We start from the raw sequence: 16,583 nt of genomic DNA on the forward strand, positions 1-16,583 counted from the left end.
GCGCGCCCTTTAACCTGAATTGCTCCAGCGTGCGAAGATCGCCGTGGGAAGAAGCCTGCCGCCCTCGCCTGTTTCCTGAACCGCCAGATCGCCATGCTCGATTGTGCCGGGCAGATCGGCGAACAATTCATCGACCAATCCTGCCAACGCCAGGCTGCTCATCCGGACCGCATAAACTGTCAGGAAGAGGAATTTGCTGTCTGCATCGAGCAGTTGTCGGCAATCACCCAGAAGCGTAGGCAGGCTTTCTTCCAAGCGCCATGTTTCATTCTTTGGCCCACGCCCGAACTTGGGTGGATCAAGGATGATTCCATCATAGCGATTGCCACGACGAACCTCACGCGCAGTATACTTGGCTGCGTCATCGACTAGCCAGCGGATCGGCCGGTCTTCCATTCGTGACAGCGCGGCGTTTTCGCGCGCCTGAGCAACGGATTTCTTGCTCGCATCGACATGCGTAACACGGCCATGGCGGCTGAGAGCGAGCGAGCCCACACCGGTATAGCCGAACAGGTTCATCGTCTCGGCCTCGGTCATCCCGCTCAACTGTTCCCGCATCCAGTCCCACACCGGGGCCATATCAGGGAAGAATTGCAGATGGCGAAAAGGTGTCGGCTGCGCGGTAAAGGTCACTTCATTCCAGCTCACCGGCCAGCAATCCTCTGGCAGAGACTGATCAAGTTGCCAGCGCCCGCCGCCATCCTCGTCCGAACCGGGAATGAACTCGCCAGCTGCTTGCCAATCCGCCGCGCGCGGGTTCCACATCGCCTGCGGCTCTGGGCGGATGAAGGCATGCGGACCAAACTGTTCAAGCTTGCGACCATTGCCGCTGTCGAGCAGGCGGTAGCCGCCTTCCCAGCCCTCGCCCACCATCAGCACAGGATCGCGGCGAAGTTCAGCCATCAGGCGGCGGGGCTCGTGTGCTGTGTCACGAAGTCGCGCACGGCGTCATATTCGCCGGGTAGCTCGCTATAGGCTTCCTCGCGCGCGAACAGATCTCCTACCCGCGACGGCAGATTTGGGCGTAGGCCCGTCGCGCGCTCGACCGCATCGGGAAACTTGGCCGGATGCGCAGTCGCAAGCGTTACCATGGGAATTGAAGGATCAAGCTCCGTTCCCAGCGCGGCATGCAAACCGACGGCAGTATGCGGGTCAATCACCTCGCCCGAATTCTCGTGCGCCCAGCGTAGCGCTTGCAACACTTGTTGCTGATCTGCGCGGACGCTGGTGAACAGAGCAGACGCGCCTTCGCGCTGGCTATTGCTAAGCTGCATCGCCTTGTTCGCTTCAAAGCCACGCATTTGTTCCGCCATTGCAGCGCCATCACGTCCGCCACAATCGAACAGAAGCCGCTCGAAGTTCGAGCTGACTTGGATATCCATCGACGGTGTCTCGGTCGGTGTCACCGTACCAGTGGAATAGTCCCCGTCTGACAGCGCGCGATGCAGGATATCGTTGACGTTGGTCGCGACTACCAGTTGCGCTATCGGCAAACCCATTTGGGCCGCGACATAGCCGGCGAACACGTCTCCGAAATTGCCAGTCGGCACGCTGTAACCGACTTGCCGGTGCGGTGCGCCGAGCTGCAATGCGCTGGCGAAGTAATAGACCACCTGGGCCATCAGCCGCGCCCAGTTGATCGAATTGACCGCGCCAATGTTGAAACGGCTGGTCATCTCGGCATCGCCGAACATACGCTTCACCATCGCTTGCGCATCATCAAAGCTGCCTTCGATCGCGATGTTATGCACATTGGGGGCACGCACTGTCGTCATCTGGCGGCGCTGCACATCGCTGACGCGGCCCTTGGGGTGAAGCATGAAAATATCGACGCCTTCGCGTCCCGCCACTGCATCAATCGCCGCAGAACCCGTGTCACCGCTGGTCGCGCCAATGATGGTGAGGTTCGATTTCCGCCGCGCCAGGAAAGTCTCGAACAGCAGGCCGAGCAATTGCAGCGCGACATCTTTAAACGCGAGTGTAGGCCCGTGGAACAGTTCGAGCAGCCATTGCCGCTCATCCAATTGCACCAGCGGCGTCACCGCCTTGTGCGCAAACCGGCCATAGGCCTGCTGGCAAAGACTGCGCAGTTCCTCTTCGGTCAGGCTGCCTTCGACAAAGGGCCACATCACCCGCGTAGCCAGCTCTGCATAGGGCAGCCCAACCATTTCCGCGATCTGTGCTTCGCTGAAGCGCGGCCATTCAGTCGGCAGGTACAGCCCGCCATCGCTGGCGAGCCCCGCCAGCGTCACACCTTCGAAATCGAGCGCGGATGCGCTGCCTCTGGTCGAGATATATTCCATTACTTGGGGCGGTTAGACGCGGGCGGCTCCAAGGGCAAGAAAGAGACGCTTCATGCGCGTCAATCCCCACCTTCCCGACGCCCAGCGAGTTTCATGCGAATGGCGAGGAAATAGATCACCAAAGCTGTCAGTGCGAAGAAGAACCATTGCCCAGCGTAGGCCATGTGATCGATGACCTTCTTTTTCGGCGGTGCGCTTGCAGACAGACCTTCAACCGGTGGGTCAGCGATCAGTTTGGCAAGCCCAGTCCGCAGAGGCTCGATCGAGCCGGTTACCCCGCCACCTTCCCAGACAACAAGGCTTGGCCCTCTCGCCCAGCCCAACTGGACATCTGCCTGTGCACCGTTGCCAAGTCTGCACGTTGCGACCTGCACATACCCAGTTTGATCATTGGCGTTCCTGCCGGCAACAACCCGTGGTTCACCCAGAATCTCCTCACAGATCAGTGAAGAACGCCGATAGGCGAAGCGATCCACATCTTCGGGCGTAAGCGGAAAGGGCACCAGTTCCGGATTGCCAGCGTTTGCTTCATATTGTTGCAAGCGCGCTTCCTGCTCCCCAATCTTTCCCCATTGCCAAATACCCAGCCACACCATGATACCGGCGGCCACGACAACAATAATGGTCGGAAGGATCGGAAGCTGACGAAGGTTCATTGCTCATGGTCTTTCTGTTCAAGGCTGCGCTCATAGCGCGCCATAAGCAGCATCGTCTTAAAGAAACGCAGCGCAAGGAGAGTGGTTGCGATCGTGACCACCACTGCGGCTGATCCCATCAGCCAAAACGGTAGCTGGACGCTACTATCAGCTACAAGCGCGACTGTTATCATTACAGCAGCGACCGCGAAGGTTATAAGGCTGGACGCCCTGCTACCCCGTTCGAATTGGGCAAACTCCAGCCCGCAAGCCTTGCATCGGTAGGCAATGCTCGCCGGGGCATCAAACAGCGTGCGCCCATGACAACGCGGGCACAAACCGAAAAGGGCTGCCTGAGTTACCCCCGGCAGCCCCTTCTTTTCTTCAGAGCTTGCGCTCTTGGGCATTAGTGTACGGGTGCACCCCAGCCGCCCCAGATGTAAATGGCGACAAACAGGAACAGCCACACCACGTCAACGAAGTGCCAGTACCACGCCGCAGCTTCGAAACCGAAGTGCTGGCGCGGGGTAAAGTGACCCGCATAGGAACGCACCAGACAAACGATCAGGAAGATCGTACCGACCAGAACGTGGAAACCGTGGAAGCCAGTCGCCATGAAGAAGGCAGAACTGTAGGTATTCTGTCCGAAGTTGAACGGAGCGATCGAATATTCATAAGCCTGAATCGCGGTAAAGACTGCACCGAGTGCGATCGTCGCCCACAAACCCAGCTTCAGACCGTCACGATCGCCGTGGATCAGCGCATGGTGCGCCCACGTAACCGTTGTTCCAGAGCAAAGCAGGATCAGCGTGTTGAGCAGCGGCAGCTGGAATGCATTGAGCACTTCCATACCTTCCGGAACAAGAGTTCCGATCGCACCAGCTTCGCCGAACAGGCTAGTTGTTACCTGCTCTTCCGTTCCTGCGCCCGTGACGCGCAGCGCCTCAGGAAACAGTGCAAAGTCAAAGAACGCCCAGAACCAGCCCACGAAGAACATGACTTCTGATGCGATGAACAAGATCATGCCGTAACGCATGTGCAGCTGCACAACCGGAGTGTGGTCGCCGCCTTCGGCTTCCTTCACAACATTGCTGAACCAGCTGAAGAATGTGGCGATCAGGCCGGCAATGCCAAGGCCCAGAACGATCTGCCAGCCATTCATCTCGTGCATGAAGAAAACCATGCCAGTAGTGAACGTCAGCGCCGCAAAGGCACCGATCAGCGGCCAGATATCCGGCTCAAGAATGTGATAGTCGTGGTTCTTTGTTCCAGCCATGGAAAGTTCCCGTCTTTTGGCCCGTATCTTAAGATTAACCCGTCCTTAGATGCCCTCGCCGGACGGGTCCAGAGTGTTACGAACTTGGTTCGCTGTTAGTAGTAAGTGACTTGTGGAAGGTGTAGCTCAAAGTGATCTGCTCCACCCCTTCCATTGCCTCGTCCTCCAGCATCGCCGGATCGACAAAGTACAGTACAGGCATGTTCACTTCTTCGCCTGGCTGCAATGTCTGCTCGGTGAAGCAAAAGCACTGAATCTTGTTGAAATATTTGCCTGCCTGTTCCGGCTCGACATTGAAAGTCGCCGTGCCGGTGATTGGAATGCTTGAATTGTTCTTCGCGGTATAGATGGCCATGTCCCGAACGCCGATCTGTACAGTGTCGGTCGATTGTGTCGGTCGGAATGTCCACGGAACATCACGCGCGGTCGAAGCATCGAATCGGATGGACATCGTCTGTCCGCCAGCGGCCAGTCCCAGGCGTTCTGCATTCGCCGCTTCGGCTTCGCTAGCGACTTGTGTGGTGCCGCCAAAGCCGGTCACGCGGCAGAATAGGTCATACAGCGGCACTGCGGCGTACCCTAACCCCAACATCGCAAGCGCACCCATGAAGGCATAGATGCCAGTCTTGAGATTCTTTTGCTCTAGCGAATTGGCAGCAACCGCAGTCACCTTACTGACCTCCGATACGTGCGATAGTGATGAAGTAGAAAAGCACGACCATGAACAGCAGCAAACCTCCAAGCACGAGGTTGCGGCTCTTCTGTCGGCGTTTGAATTCGGCTTCTTCTTCGGGTGTCATAAGGCAATCCACCCCAGGTTTCGCGCCACTGCATCCACAACAAGCGCTGCAAACAGCGCGAACAGGTATAGGATACTATACGCAAACAGGCTCTTTTCCGGTTTCATCGTGTCACCGTCGACAGAGGTCCGGAACGCGACCGGAAGCGACATTGCCAGAAACGCCAGCGTTAGCGTTAGAGCTGTAATCCCGTAAATGGCAGCCGTCCCCCCGATCATCCAAGGTGCAATCGCGATCGGCACCAGAATGATCGAGTAAGCCAGGATCTGGCGACGTGTTGCTTTCTCGCCCGCCACGACGGGCAGCATCGGAATGCCAACCTTGGCGTAGTCCGACTTAACAAACAGAGCGAGCGCCCAGAAATGCGGCGGGGTCCAGAAGAAAATGATCGCGAACAGCAGGATCGGCATGGCGGTAATTTCGCCCGTCACCGCGACCCAACCAATCATTGGTGGGAATGCACCTGCACCGCCACCGATCACAATATTCTGCGGTGTGCGCGGCTTAAGCCACATTGTATAGATCACCGCGTAATAAACGATCGCAACCGCGAGAATCGCAGCTGCGAGCCAGCCCACGGCGACACCCATGATCACCAGCGATGCAGCAGAAAGAGCAATACCGAAATCGCGCGCGTCGGTCGGGTTCATCCTCCCTGCCGGAAGCGGTCGATTTGCAGTGCGCTTCATTCCGGCGTCGATTTCTGCTTCCCACCATTGGTTCAGCACAGCCGAACCACCCGCCCCCATGGCGATGCAAAGGATCGCGGTAAAACCAATCACCGGGTGAATATTACCAGGAGCAGCCAACAGACCGCAAATGCCGGTAAAAATCACCAGACGCATGACACCGGGCTTGGTCAGCGCGAGAAAATCGCGCCAATCGGCCGGCATTGCTCTTGCGGTGGTGGCAGTCATGACCTGTCTACTCGTTGCTTCCATTGCGCTTGGTTAGCGCTTCCCTTGCGAGGCGGGGCGCACTTCTCAGCACGCCCCTCCCCCATTATCTGTTCTAGCCCAGCTTAGAGCCGGATTGCTTTACGCACCCGCCGGACGGTGATCGTGGTAATCGTGATGATCCTCAATCACAGGCAGAGTTTCGAACTGGTGGAACGGCGGTGGGCTCGAAAGCGTCCATTCCAGCGTAGTCGCGCCTTCGCCCCATGGATTTGCCTCTGCCTTCTTGCCAGCGAGGAACGCGTAAGCAAGGTTGGCAAAGAAGATCAGCATGCTGGCGGCCATGATGTAGTAGCCGTAAGACGAGATCTCGTTCCAGAAGCTGTAAGCCGGTGTGAAGTCCGGATATCGACGCGCCATACCCTGCATTCCGAGGAAGTGCTGCGGGAAGAAGATCACGTTCACACCGATGAAGAAGCCCCAGAAGTGCAGGTGCGAGAGGAACTCTGAGTGCATGCGGCCGCTCATCTTCGGGAACCAGTAATAGAAACCGGCAAACATCGAGAAGACGGCACCCATCGACAGCACATAGTGGAAGTGGGCCACCACGTAGTAAGTGTCATGCAGGTTATCGTCGATACCGCCATTGGCGAGAACAACGCCGGTCACGCCACCAACGGTGAACAGGAAGATGAAGCCCAGCGCCCATACCATGGGTGACTTGAACTCGAGGCTGCCGCCCCACATAGTGGCAACCCAGCTGAAGATCTTCACACCCGTCGGGACTGCAATCACCATGGTGGCTGCGGTGAAATACATCTTCGTATTCACGTCCAGACCGACGGTGTACATGTGGTGTGCCCACACGATGAAGCCGACTACGCCGATCGCTACCATCGCGTAAGCCATGCCGAGATAGCCGAACACGGGCTTGCGGCTGAAGGTCGCCACGATCTGCGAGATCATGCCAAAGCCCGGCAGGATCATGATGTAAACTTCAGGGTGTCCGAAGAACCAGAACAGGTGCTGGTAAAGAACCGGATCACCACCGCCCGCTGGATCGAAGAAAGTGGTGCCGAAGTTGCGGTCCGTCAGCAGCATGGTGATCGCCGCGGCCAGAACCGGCAGAGCGAGCAACAACAGGAAAGCTGTGACCAGCACCGACCATACGAACAGCGGCATTTTGTGCAGGGTCATACCCGGCGCACGCATGTTGAAGATGGTCGTAATGAAGTTAGTGGCACCCAGAATTGAACCAGCCCCCGCTAGGTGCAAAGAGAAGATCGCAAAATCGACTGCTGGACCTTGTGAACCCGTGGTCGAAAGCGGAGCATAAACTGTCCAGCCGACGCCCGCACCCTGTCCGGTACCACCTGGCACGAACATAGAGAACAGCAGGCTAAGGAAGCCAACAACGGTCAACCAGAAAGAGATATTGTTCATTCGCGGGAAGGCCATGTCCGGCGCACCGATCATCAGCGGAACAAACCAGTTACCGAAGCCGCCGATCATTGCCGGCATGACCATAAAGAAAACCATGATCAGGCCGTGCGCAGTGATGAACACGTTCCACATGTGGTAATTCGCGTCCATCGACGCGCCGTCACCACCCATCAGGTTCACCCAGAACTGCAGATACTGAATGCCAGGCTCTGCCAATTCCAAACGCATAACGCCGGAAATTGCGCCACCGATGATACCCGCGACAATCGCGAAGATCAGATAGAGCGTGCCGATATCCTTGTGGTTAGTCGACATGAACCAACGGGCGAAAAAGCCCGGCTTGTGGTCCGCATCATGTCCGTGATGGTCATGAGGAGCGGTGATACCTTCTGCGGTAGTTGCCATCGTTCAGATACTCTCTGCTCTAATCTATAATCTTAAGCGGCGGGCGCTTCTTCTGCGCCCTCTTCCGTGTTTGCTTCAGCTACTTCAGGCTCGCCAACCGTGCCGCCTTGCTCCAGCACCCATGCTTCCCATTCATCTCGCGGCAGCGCCTCGACGACTACCGGCATGAAACCATGGCGGGCGCCGCAAAGCTCATAGCACTGGCCGTAATAAACGCCCGGCTCTTCGATGGTAAGCAGTCGCTCATTCAGGCGACCGGGAACTGCGTCCATCTTGAACCACAATGATGCGACACCGAATGAATGGATCACGTCAGCTGCTGTTGTCTGCAGGCGGATCGGTGTGTTGGCAGGAACAACCATACGGTTGTCTACCGCAAGCTGGTTCGGCTCACCACGGTCCAGCGCCTCTTCCGGCGGCAGCATGTTTGAAATGACTTCGAAGCCACCGTTGTCGGGATAGGTATAGCCCCAATACCACTGATAGCCGGTTGCCTTGACGGTGATCGCTTCCTCCGGCGGAGTCTCGTACTGACTCAGCAGCAGATTGATCGAAGGAACAGCAATAACCACCAGAATCAAGGCGGGTACTACCGTCCAGATTACCTCGATTGCAGTATTGTGTGTGGTCTTGGAAGGGACGGGGTTGGCACGGCGGTTGTAACGAACAATCACCCACAGCAGCAGCGCAAGAACAAACAGGCTGATCACCGTAATGATCGGCAGCAACAGGTAATCGTGCATCCACAATGCGTCTTGGCCGTCAGCTGTAAACTGGTCCTGAAAACCAAGGCGACCATCAACTGGCATGCCTTTGCCCTCAGTGGGCGCCATAGGAGTATAGCCGGCTGGAGCTTCTGTTGCCGCCGCATCTGCAGGCCCGGCATCGTCTTGCGCCTGAGCGTTTGATGCAAAGAGCAGCATCAAAGCCAACATGGCTGTAACGATAAGTGAATAGGCGTAGCGGCCTGTTTGACCCAAAACCATCTGTGTGACGTTTCCCGCTTTAATCATGTGTCTAAGCTGAGCGGCCACTAGAGTGTGATACCGCAATAGCCAACCCAAAAACCCGGAACTTCCCCCGAGATTGCTGCGCCCTATAGGCGTGCTTGCCCAGCGCCTCAAGCGCTTCTAGGGAGAAAAATATGCAAGCGCCAATGAGTCCGGCGCAATTTGATCATTTTACCAGGTGTTTGTTATATGACCGAAGACGAAGTGCTGTCCGAATTCCGTAGCTGCGGCGCGCTGTTAGAAGGGCACTTTCTCCTCTCATCAGGCCGCCACAGCGCCCATTATCTGCAATGCGCGCGAGTCCTGATGAACGCAGACCGCGCTGGGCGGATTGCGGTGGCAATGGCGAAAAATCTGCCGCGAGAGATTCGCTCGGCTGTGGATGTTGTGATTTCGCCTGCCATGGGCGGGCTGATAATTGGGCACGAAATGGGCCGTGCCTTGGGCAAGGACGCCATGTTCCTTGAGCGGCCAGAGGGTACATTCCATCTACGCCGCGGATTCGCGATCAAGCCCGGGGCGAAGGTGCTGATGGTGGAAGATGTCGTCACCACGGGGCTTTCGAGTCGCGAGGCAATCGCGGCAGTAGCTGGGGAAGGCGGCGAAGTGATTGCCGAAGTATCTGTTGTGGATCGTTCGGGCGGATCGGTAGACCTGGGCGTGCCGTTCTTCCCACTCGTGGCACTCAATTTCCCTACCTATGCCGACGAGGAAGTTCCCGCCGAACTGGCTGCGGTTCCTATCACCAAGCCGGGCAGCCGTGCCTGATGGCAAATGTCCACAATCCCGGACGTTTGCGCCTCGGCGTAAACATTGATCACGTTGCCACGATCCGCAATGCGCGTGGCGGCGATCACCCCGATCCCGTGCGAGCAGCAGAGATCGTCGCCCGCGTCGGTGGTGACGGGATTACAGCCCATTTGCGTGAGGACCGCCGCCACATTCGTGACGAGGATCTGGCACGTATTCAGGCCGCAACAGACCTGCCATTGAACCTTGAAATGGCAGCTACCGAGGAAATGCTGGAGATTGCGCTGCGTCATCGGCCACACGCAGCTTGTATCGTACCGGAAAAACGCGAAGAGCGCACAACCGAAGGCGGGTTGGACGCAGCAGGACTGCATAACCAGCTCGCACCCATAGTTGGCCGGCTAGCTGATGCCGGGATTCGTGTCTCACTCTTCATTGAAGCAACCGAACGACAGCTCGACGCAGCATTAAGGCTGGGCGCGCCAGTCGTCGAATTCCACACCGGAGAATATGCGCACGCATTCCTTGATGGTGACAGCGAGCGGCTTAGCGCTGAACTTAAACGGATCAGTGATATGTCCGCTCTTGCGGCCAAAAATGGCATCGAGCCACATGCGGGGCACGGTCTGACCTATGAAAACGTTCAGCCGATAGCTGCAATCCCGCAATTGGCCGAGCTCAACATCGGGCACTATCTGATCGGAGAGGCAGTATTTGTCGGGCTGGAGCCAGCTGTGCGTCGCATGCGCGACCTGATGGACGAAGTGCGGTGAGCGGAGAATCGACAGAACCAACGCGCAGCCAGCTGGCTTGGGCGCTAGCGGCGGCTATTCCCTTTCTTTGCTGCATCGCTTTGCTTGGTTACTCTGTCACGACAGGCATTGCGTTGTCGCTGGCGATCGTCTGGCCGCTGCTACAGATCTTTGGTTACACGGTGACGCTGAAAATGGCGAAAGGCGATCCCGCGCATTATCTCGTCAAGACGCAGGTCATTCTGCACTGGATGATAGTGGTGCTGCTTGGCATGCTTATGAGTCTGGGTGGATCATGATCATCGGAATGGGTTCTGACCTTTGCAATATCGAGCGTATCGAGAATTCGCTTCAGCGCTTTGGCGAACGCTTTGAACTTCGGGTCTTCACGGAAATCGAGCGCGCCAAGGCGCGCCGTCGCCCCTTCACCATTGCCGGCACATACGCAAAACGTTTCGCAGCAAAGGAAGCATTCAGCAAGGCCGTGGGTACCGGATTTAGGCGCGGCGTCTTCATGAAAGATATCGGCGTCGTCAACGCACCATCGGGTGCACCAACCCTTGCACTCGCAGGCGGTGCCGCAATTCGACTTGCAGAATTGACGCCAGATGGCCATGAGGCCGCCATTCATCTTACCCTCACCGATGATCATCCATGGGCACAAGCCTTCGTCATTATCGAAGCGCATCCAATCCGCTGATCACAAACCGCGAAATTTATGCAGACAGACACCGCTGTGAACACCAAGACAACCATCCCTGCCAAAGACGGCAACGAGAAGATCAACTGGATCGCGGAAATCCGTGGGCTTGGCTTAATGCTGCTCGCTGTACTGGCGTTTCACAGTTTGGTCGCGAAGCCGTTCTACATACCCTCGACCTCGATGGTGCCGAGCCTTTGGGTCGGTGATCGGCTGGTCGTATCCAAATATCCTTATGGTTGGAGCTGGGCCTCGGCAAGTTTCCATTTGCTGCCGCGAGGTGAGTGGCGCGTGCTTGGCGACACACCCGAATATGGTGACGTGGTCATTCCAGTTCATCCGGTACGCGATGAAGATTACATCAAGCGGGTTGTTGCCTTGCCAGGCGACACGATTGAAGTGCGAGAAGGAATTATTTCCCTGAACGGCGAACCCGTTAAGCGCGAGATCGTGCCCGACGTCAGGATCCCTTTCGAACCGGAGCTCCTGTGTGATGGCTCGCCCTGTCTGAACTCTTTTGCCGCCTATCTGGTGCGTGATGCGGATGGCTCGCAATACTATGAAGTGCCTGCATATCGTGAGACTATGCCGAACGGTGCTTCCTATCTCGTCATTGACCACCTCGAAGGCCAGCATCTCGACAATTTCGGACCCTACAAGGTGGAGGACGGTCACGTCTTTGTGATGGGCGATAATCGGGACCATTCCGCCGACAGTCGTGAGCTTTACAGCGACCGCGGATTGATGGGCGCTGTGCCGCTCGAAAACATCGGCGGGCGCGCGGAGTTCATCACGTTCTCTCTCGATGGCTCAGCGAGCTGGAACCCTTTGACATGGTGGTCTGCGTTGCGTGAGGGCCGCTCATGGTCAACGCTGCGTGCGCCGAAGGCAGAAAACACCATTGCTGAATAGAGCCCGAAACTGATGGCCAAGAAATTCCTTTATATCGTGGCGGTTATCATCGTTCTGGTGATTGCGGGGCTTATCATTTTACGCGTCTGGGCGAACGAATTGACGGCCATCGCCTTTGTTCCGACCGAGGAATTCGTTGAGCAAGAGGCGCTTGCCGAAAATGCCTATGCAGAACCGGATATGTGGTTTGTGCGCCCGGGAAAAGGCGAAGAACTGATCCGTTGGCAACCTGAATATTCCAATGATCGCGGATTGCTGCCGACGCCGGCGGAGCCCTCAACGCCAGACTTTGCAGTATTTTTCGTTCATCCGACAAGCTACTTGAGCCGCTCGAGCTGGAACGCGGAGCTCGGCGATGAGGAAGCCGAGCGAGTTGCACGTGTTTATTTGCGCGGAATGGCCAGCCCGCTCGGGAAAGCGTCAGAGATTTGGGCGCCACGCTACCGTCAGGCGACGATCGGGGCATTCATGACCGACAAGCCGGAGGCTCAGATGGCCTTCGACACAGCCTATCGAGATGTCGCACAAGCATTCGCGCATTTTGTGGATGCAATCGATCCTGACCTGCCGATTGTGCTCGCCGGGCACAGTCAAGGTTCACTCCACATGATGAGCCTTCTCAACGAGCAGGTTGCAGACACCGAACTCGCGGAACGCATCGTGGCTGCTTATGTGATTGGCTGGCCGATCTCCGAAACGCATGATCTGCCGCTGATGGGGCTACCGGCTTGCACCGCACCGGATCAGGCCGGCTGTATCCTTAGCTGGGCAAGCTATGCCGAGCCGGCCGATCCTTCGCAGGTCAAGGCCTATTACAGCCTATCAATCGGCCTGAATGGTGAACCGCGTGGGAACAGCCCAGTGCTTTGCACGAATCCACTGACAGGAACGCGCGGCGGCACTGCACCGGCCAGCGCGAACCTGGGCACTTTGGTGCCTGAAACCGATCTTACCGACGGCACTTTGCTGTCTGGAGCAATCCCGGCCAGCTGCGATCCGCGAGGTATATTGCTGATTGGCGATCCTCCCGATCTGGGCCGCTATGTTCTGCCGGGCAACGACTATCATGTTTATGACATCCCGCTGTTTTGGGCGAATATGCAGGCCGATGTTGCACGGCGAATGAGTACATGGACGGAAAACCGCTGATCACCGATAGCGCGAGCGAACTGCGTAATGCCCTGCCCGATGGCGGCGCCTTACTGGGCATGGACCTGGGCACGAAGACCATAGGTATAGCAACGAGTGACGCAGGTTGGCGATTTGCAACCGCTGGCAAAACATTGGCCCGCGGCAAGTTCGGACGCGACCGGGAGCCGCTGGCCGCACTCATCAACGAGCGTGATATCAAAGCCATCGTCATCGGCTTGCCACGGAACATGGATGCCAGCGAAGGCCCGCGCGCGCAGTCAGCCCGCGCCTATGCACGCAATCTGCTGGAGGCGTTCGGACTGCCCGTTCTACTTTGGGATGAGCGTTGGTCCACGCAAAGCGCTAAAGCTGCCATGATCGGGCAAGATATGAGCCGCGCGAAGCGCGCAGAGAAAATCGATAGCCACGCGGCAGCGGTAATCCTGCAAGGTGCATTGGATGCGTTGACCGGGAACGCCTTCTAACTGATCCCCAAGGATGTTCGTTTCTTCCGCGCAACCGCCTCCAGCATGAAAAATTAAAACATTGTAACAAGTCCGCCTTGACTGCATTGTTTTTCGGACATGATTGGTTTCCGGACATGAATTCTCCACCTCCTCCCTTTGACCCTCAGCAGGCAGTGCAATTCTTTTGCAGGCACGGCCACTCCGGGTGGCTGGGACTGCAATATTCCGGTCACGGCGCCGATTGGGTTGAACTGGAATTGCCCTGGCGGGAAGATCTGCTTGGAGAAGAAGATCGCCATGTGCTTGCGTCTGGCCCGATAATCAGCCTTCTCGACATGGCATCGGGAATGGCCATCTGGAATACAAAGAAGATCTTTGCTCCGATCGCGACATTAGACCTGCGCGTCGACTATCAGCGCCCGGCGAAAGAACGCAGCGCGGTATGGGGTCGCGTTGAATGTTATCGCCTCACTCGGTCCGCAGCTTTTGTGCGTGGCATCGCGCATGACGGGGACCGCGATGACCCGGTGGCAACCATGGCAGGCGTGTTCATGACTATTCAAAAGGATCCTCGCAGTGCCCGGTGATCCGAACGACCTTTTGTCAGCCTACGCGCGCTCACTCGGGATCTCAGTCCACGATCTTGACGACGATCGTGTACCGGTACTCACCGTCGATTTCAGTCCGATCATCGAAGGCCGGCCTGGCGCATTCCACGGCGGCGCGACTAGCGGCTTACTCGAAACGGCAGGCTATGCAGCATTGCGTGCAGTGCTGATTGGTAAAGAGCGTAACCCGCAGTTAAAGCCGATCAATATCACCGTACAATTCCTTAGCGCAGGCAAGCAAAAAAAGACCTTCGCACAGGGTCGGATCACGCGGCTGGGACGTCGCAACGCCAATGTCACAGTCGAAGCATGGCAAGACGATAGAGACCGCCCGATCGCTACCGCTGTAATGAATATTCTAATGGCTGAACGAACCAGTTAGTCACCAGCTAGCGCCTGCCCGGATCGATTTCGAGACCTTCCTCGGTCAATCGAAATTCCACTGGCACTCCGTCAATCTCTGTTACGACGGTTAGCCCCTCTTCTTCGATCGAGAGCGTGGATCCGTTTTCGTCGATCGGGATATCGCGCAATTCCTCGATATCGAGCGGGCGGATCGGTCCTTCTGGATCCGGGCGCTCGACAGGCTCAACCACATTGGTTCCTGCCAGTGCTCCGGTCATGAAATTCTTCCAGATTCGCGCCGGCAATCCACCCCCGGTTACGCCATTCAGTGGCGAGTTGTCATCGTTACCAACCCACACGCCAACCACTAAATCGCCAGCATACCCCACGAACAAGGCGTCGCGATTGTCCTGGGTTGTCCCCGTCTTGCCAAAATTCGGCCCAGCCAGCATCGCTGCTCTGCCAGTCCCGTCATTCACTGCGCTGCGCAGCAACTGTTCCATGTCATTATGCACGCGTTCCGCAAAGTGTGACTCGCCGTCAAAGAGCCAGCCGATCCACCCCTCTTCCTCTTGGGGGAAAGCATAGGGCTCGACCGGATAGGTGTTTGCAGCAATCGCGGCATAAGCGCTGGTCAGCTCAAGCAGGCTCATGGTCGATGTTCCCAATGCAAGGCTCGGATCACCCGCTGGTAATTCGGACGTAACGCCCAAATCCTGTGCTGTCCTGATCACATCATCGCTGCCGATCTGATTGAACAACCGGACTGCTGCGACATTGCTGGATGAGGCAAAGGCCTGTTCCAAGGTCATGCTGTCGGAATATCGCTCAGCATAATTCTTGGGGCGGTATGCCCCGGCCTCAATCGGGGTGTTTTCGATCCGGTCAGTTGGGCGCATGCCAGCTTGAAGCGCCGTCAAATACACGAACAGTTTGAAGGTAGAACCGGGCTGTCGCTTTGCTTGCGTGGCCCGGTTGAACGGCGAATTCGCGTAATCCTTGCCACCTATCATCGCGACCACTTCTCCACTTGGCCGCATTGCAACCAGCGCAACCTGGGCACTTCCCACTGGAGCATTCGCAACAACACGGCTTGCCACACCCTGCAAGCGTGCATCCAGTGTCGTCGTGAAGGTCTGCTTGGCGTAACTCGCCTCTGAATCCTTGCGCGCAATCGGCAAAGCCCAATCGGCGAAGTATGTCCCTGTCGGAATGCGATTTACCGCACGCACATCAAGCCTAGGCGAAGGCAAGGCACGTGCACGCGCTTCGGTCAGATAGCCTTCCTCTGCCATCGCGCCGATAACCAGCCGCATTCGCTCTTCCGCCAAATCGTAATTCCGTGTCGGTGCGAGCCGCGAGGGTGCCTTCAAGAGGCCTGCCAGCATGGCAGCTTGCTCGGGCTTAAGATTTTCCGGCTGGCGGTAGAAATAATGCAGGCTGGCTGCGCGCAGGCCGTACTGGTTGTCACCGAAATACGCATTCGAAAGATAGCGAGACAGAATCTCATCCTTAGTCAGCCAAGCCTCCAGCCAGAATGCTATCAGGGCTTCACGCGCCTTTCGCGACAAGGTTTGCTCGGGCGTCAGGAAGGTGAACTTGGCCAACTGCTGAGTGATTGTGCTGCCGCCGCCCACTCCGGTCCAGGCTGCACGCGCAATGCCACGTGGATCGACCCCCCAATGCGAATAAAAACGCCGGTCCTCGATCGCCAGAAACGCGCCGACTACATGGTCCGGAAGCTCGCTTGCAACCACAGGTGCGTCGACTGATGCACCGCTGCGTGCGATGGGCGTTCCGTCACTTGCCAGCAAGGTAATCTGCGGCGGTGCAATCGGCTCAAGCGATTTTCCAAGCGGCGCAGTGACGGCAAGCCACGCTACGATCACAATAAAAAGACCGATCATCGCAGCAAGAATGCGAACCAGCCACCAGCGTTTGCGCCGGCCGCGGTAATGACCGGGGTGATACCATCGCGTCTCAGGTTCTGCCCAGTTCTCTCCGAAACGCGGCGTTTCGATTACCGGAATTGGCTTGGGCTTGCGCTGCCAGAATCGACGTTTTCTTTTCGAACGATCCGTCTGGAAATCAAACGTCTCGTCAAAGTCATCAAGCGCACTGCCATAGGGGTCTTGCAACGCATAATAGCC

At 57.1% G+C, this 16,583-nt stretch carries 20 protein-coding genes; 9 read left to right on the top strand and 11 right to left on the bottom strand.

All coding sequences use genetic code 11. From position 1 onward, the window contains the following. Positions 1–9: 9 nt before the first annotated feature. The 10 genes from A6F69_RS10220 to coxB all read right to left on the bottom strand — a co-directional run bounded on the left by A6F69_RS10220 (position 10) and on the right by coxB (position 8,771). Positions 10–903 carry an RsmD family RNA methyltransferase gene (locus A6F69_RS10220; protein WP_067600797.1) on the bottom strand — a complete coding sequence of 298 codons (894 nt, stop codon included), beginning with the start codon at positions 901–903 and terminating at the stop codon, positions 10–12. After that, positions 903–2,303 (bottom strand): threonine synthase, encoded by a 1,401-nt coding sequence (thrC, locus tag A6F69_RS10225; RefSeq protein WP_067600799.1) that lies wholly within the window; start codon positions 2,301–2,303, stop codon positions 903–905. Before thrC ends, A6F69_RS10220 begins: the two co-directional genes overlap by 1 nt. A 59-nt stretch (positions 2,304–2,362) precedes the next feature. Then, the gene (locus A6F69_RS10230) at positions 2,363–2,959 is read right to left on the bottom strand and encodes an SURF1 family cytochrome oxidase biogenesis protein (protein ID WP_067600802.1); all 597 of its coding nucleotides are present in this window, start codon (positions 2,957–2,959) and stop codon (positions 2,363–2,365) included. Further along, entirely contained in the window at positions 2,956–3,345 is a 390-nt protein-coding gene (locus A6F69_RS10235; protein ID WP_083984768.1) for a DUF983 domain-containing protein, read from the bottom strand. The genes A6F69_RS10230 and A6F69_RS10235 overlap by 4 nt, the downstream gene beginning before the upstream one ends. Then, entirely contained in the window at positions 3,345–4,214 is an 870-nt protein-coding gene (locus tag A6F69_RS10240) for a cytochrome c oxidase subunit 3 (RefSeq protein WP_067600805.1), read from the bottom strand. The genes A6F69_RS10235 and A6F69_RS10240 overlap by 1 nt, the downstream gene beginning before the upstream one ends. A 76-nt stretch (positions 4,215–4,290) precedes the next feature. After that, positions 4,291–4,821, bottom strand: a complete 531-nt coding sequence (locus A6F69_RS10245; protein WP_245638325.1) for a cytochrome c oxidase assembly protein — start codon at positions 4,819–4,821, stop codon at positions 4,291–4,293. Between the two features lie 64 nt (positions 4,822–4,885). Then, a complete protein-coding gene (locus A6F69_RS13255; protein WP_281179632.1) occupies positions 4,886–5,014 on the bottom strand; it encodes a hypothetical protein in 129 nt (42 codons plus the stop codon). Next, positions 5,011–5,931 (bottom strand): heme o synthase, encoded by a 921-nt coding sequence (locus A6F69_RS10250; protein ID WP_067600811.1) that lies wholly within the window; start codon positions 5,929–5,931, stop codon positions 5,011–5,013. The genes A6F69_RS13255 and A6F69_RS10250 overlap by 4 nt, the downstream gene beginning before the upstream one ends. Before the next feature lie 120 nt (positions 5,932–6,051). Next, on the bottom strand, positions 6,052–7,758 hold the full coding sequence (gene ctaD, locus A6F69_RS10255; RefSeq protein ID WP_067600815.1) for a cytochrome c oxidase subunit I: 1,707 nt from the start codon (positions 7,756–7,758) through the stop codon (positions 6,052–6,054). Between the two features lie 32 nt (positions 7,759–7,790). Then, positions 7,791–8,771, bottom strand: a complete 981-nt coding sequence (coxB, locus tag A6F69_RS10260; RefSeq protein WP_144573600.1) for a cytochrome c oxidase subunit II — start codon at positions 8,769–8,771, stop codon at positions 7,791–7,793. A gap of 186 nt (positions 8,772–8,957) precedes the next feature. On the opposite strand from coxB, the gene pyrE reads away from it, so the two are divergent. The 9 genes from pyrE (at position 8,958) to A6F69_RS10305 (ending at position 14,470) form a co-directional block, all read left to right on the top strand. Then, the gene (gene pyrE / locus A6F69_RS10265) at positions 8,958–9,536 is read left to right on the top strand and encodes an orotate phosphoribosyltransferase (RefSeq protein WP_067600818.1); all 579 of its coding nucleotides are present in this window, start codon (positions 8,958–8,960) and stop codon (positions 9,534–9,536) included. Beyond that, entirely contained in the window at positions 9,536–10,291 is a 756-nt protein-coding gene (locus A6F69_RS10270; protein ID WP_067600819.1) for a pyridoxine 5'-phosphate synthase, read from the top strand. Before pyrE ends, A6F69_RS10270 begins: the two co-directional genes overlap by 1 nt. Further along, entirely contained in the window at positions 10,288–10,569 is a 282-nt protein-coding gene (locus A6F69_RS10275; RefSeq protein ID WP_067600823.1) for a hypothetical protein, read from the top strand. The genes A6F69_RS10270 and A6F69_RS10275 overlap by 4 nt, the downstream gene beginning before the upstream one ends. Beyond that, positions 10,566–10,970 (top strand): holo-ACP synthase, encoded by a 405-nt coding sequence (gene acpS, locus A6F69_RS10280; protein ID WP_067600825.1) that lies wholly within the window; start codon positions 10,566–10,568, stop codon positions 10,968–10,970. The genes A6F69_RS10275 and acpS overlap by 4 nt, the downstream gene beginning before the upstream one ends. An 18-nt stretch (positions 10,971–10,988) precedes the next feature. Next, positions 10,989–11,882: a signal peptidase I gene (gene lepB / locus A6F69_RS10285; RefSeq protein ID WP_067600829.1), complete on the top strand. Its 894-nt coding sequence runs from the start codon at positions 10,989–10,991 to the stop codon at positions 11,880–11,882. A 12-nt stretch (positions 11,883–11,894) separates the two neighbouring features. Further along, positions 11,895–13,031: a DUF3089 domain-containing protein gene (locus A6F69_RS10290; RefSeq protein ID WP_067600832.1), complete on the top strand. Its 1,137-nt coding sequence runs from the start codon at positions 11,895–11,897 to the stop codon at positions 13,029–13,031. Next, positions 13,013–13,498, top strand: coding sequence for a Holliday junction resolvase RuvX (gene ruvX, locus A6F69_RS10295; protein ID WP_067600834.1), 486 nt, complete (start codon positions 13,013–13,015; stop codon positions 13,496–13,498). The genes A6F69_RS10290 and ruvX overlap by 19 nt, the downstream gene beginning before the upstream one ends. A gap of 116 nt (positions 13,499–13,614) precedes the next feature. Continuing rightward, the gene (locus A6F69_RS10300; RefSeq protein ID WP_067600837.1) at positions 13,615–14,067 is read left to right on the top strand and encodes a PaaI family thioesterase; all 453 of its coding nucleotides are present in this window, start codon (positions 13,615–13,617) and stop codon (positions 14,065–14,067) included. Then, on the top strand, positions 14,057–14,470 hold the full coding sequence (locus tag A6F69_RS10305) for a PaaI family thioesterase (RefSeq protein ID WP_067600840.1): 414 nt from the start codon (positions 14,057–14,059) through the stop codon (positions 14,468–14,470). The genes A6F69_RS10300 and A6F69_RS10305 overlap by 11 nt, the downstream gene beginning before the upstream one ends. Positions 14,471–14,477: 7 nt before the next feature. On the opposite strand, the gene A6F69_RS10310 is transcribed toward A6F69_RS10305, so the two are convergent. Then, positions 14,478–16,571 carry a transglycosylase domain-containing protein gene (locus tag A6F69_RS10310; protein ID WP_245638232.1) on the bottom strand — a complete coding sequence of 698 codons (2,094 nt, stop codon included), beginning with the start codon at positions 16,569–16,571 and terminating at the stop codon, positions 14,478–14,480. Positions 16,572–16,583 lie beyond the last annotated feature (12 nt).

This window comes from Altererythrobacter ishigakiensis, assembly GCF_001663155.1.
GTDB lineage: Bacteria > Pseudomonadota > Alphaproteobacteria > Sphingomonadales > Sphingomonadaceae > Erythrobacter > Erythrobacter ishigakiensis.

What these genes read in the sequence shown, in the direction of transcription:
- A6F69_RS10220 (WP_067600797.1), bottom strand. Translation starts at nt 903, where the DNA reads ATGGCTGAACTTCGCCGCGATCCTGTGCTGATGGTGGGCGAGGGCTGG.
- thrC (WP_067600799.1), bottom strand. Translation starts at nt 2,303, where the DNA reads ATGGAATATATCTCGACCAGAGGCAGCGCATCCGCGCTCGATTTCGAA.
- A6F69_RS10230 (WP_067600802.1), bottom strand. Translation starts at nt 2,959, where the DNA reads ATGAACCTTCGTCAGCTTCCGATCCTTCCGACCATTATTGTTGTCGTG.
- A6F69_RS10235 (WP_083984768.1), bottom strand. Translation starts at nt 3,345, where the DNA reads ATGCCCAAGAGCGCAAGCTCTGAAGAAAAGAAGGGGCTGCCGGGGGTA.
- A6F69_RS10240 (WP_067600805.1), bottom strand. Translation starts at nt 4,214, where the DNA reads ATGGCTGGAACAAAGAACCACGACTATCACATTCTTGAGCCGGATATC.
- A6F69_RS10245 (WP_245638325.1), bottom strand. Translation starts at nt 4,821, where the DNA reads ATGGGTGCGCTTGCGATGTTGGGGTTAGGGTACGCCGCAGTGCCGCTG.
- A6F69_RS13255 (WP_281179632.1), bottom strand. Translation starts at nt 5,014, where the DNA reads ATGACACCCGAAGAAGAAGCCGAATTCAAACGCCGACAGAAGAGCCGC.
- A6F69_RS10250 (WP_067600811.1), bottom strand. Translation starts at nt 5,931, where the DNA reads ATGACTGCCACCACCGCAAGAGCAATGCCGGCCGATTGGCGCGATTTT.
- ctaD (WP_067600815.1), bottom strand. Translation starts at nt 7,758, where the DNA reads ATGGCAACTACCGCAGAAGGTATCACCGCTCCTCATGACCATCACGGA.
- coxB (WP_144573600.1), bottom strand. Translation starts at nt 8,771, where the DNA reads ATGATTAAAGCGGGAAACGTCACACAGATGGTTTTGGGTCAAACAGGC.
- pyrE (WP_067600818.1), top strand. Translation starts at nt 8,958, where the DNA reads ATGACCGAAGACGAAGTGCTGTCCGAATTCCGTAGCTGCGGCGCGCTG.
- A6F69_RS10270 (WP_067600819.1), top strand. Translation starts at nt 9,536, where the DNA reads ATGGCAAATGTCCACAATCCCGGACGTTTGCGCCTCGGCGTAAACATT.
- acpS (WP_067600825.1), top strand. Translation starts at nt 10,566, where the DNA reads ATGATCATCGGAATGGGTTCTGACCTTTGCAATATCGAGCGTATCGAG.
- lepB (WP_067600829.1), top strand. Translation starts at nt 10,989, where the DNA reads ATGCAGACAGACACCGCTGTGAACACCAAGACAACCATCCCTGCCAAA.
- A6F69_RS10290 (WP_067600832.1), top strand. Translation starts at nt 11,895, where the DNA reads ATGGCCAAGAAATTCCTTTATATCGTGGCGGTTATCATCGTTCTGGTG.
- ruvX (WP_067600834.1), top strand. Translation starts at nt 13,013, where the DNA reads ATGGACGGAAAACCGCTGATCACCGATAGCGCGAGCGAACTGCGTAAT.
- A6F69_RS10300 (WP_067600837.1), top strand. Translation starts at nt 13,615, where the DNA reads ATGAATTCTCCACCTCCTCCCTTTGACCCTCAGCAGGCAGTGCAATTC.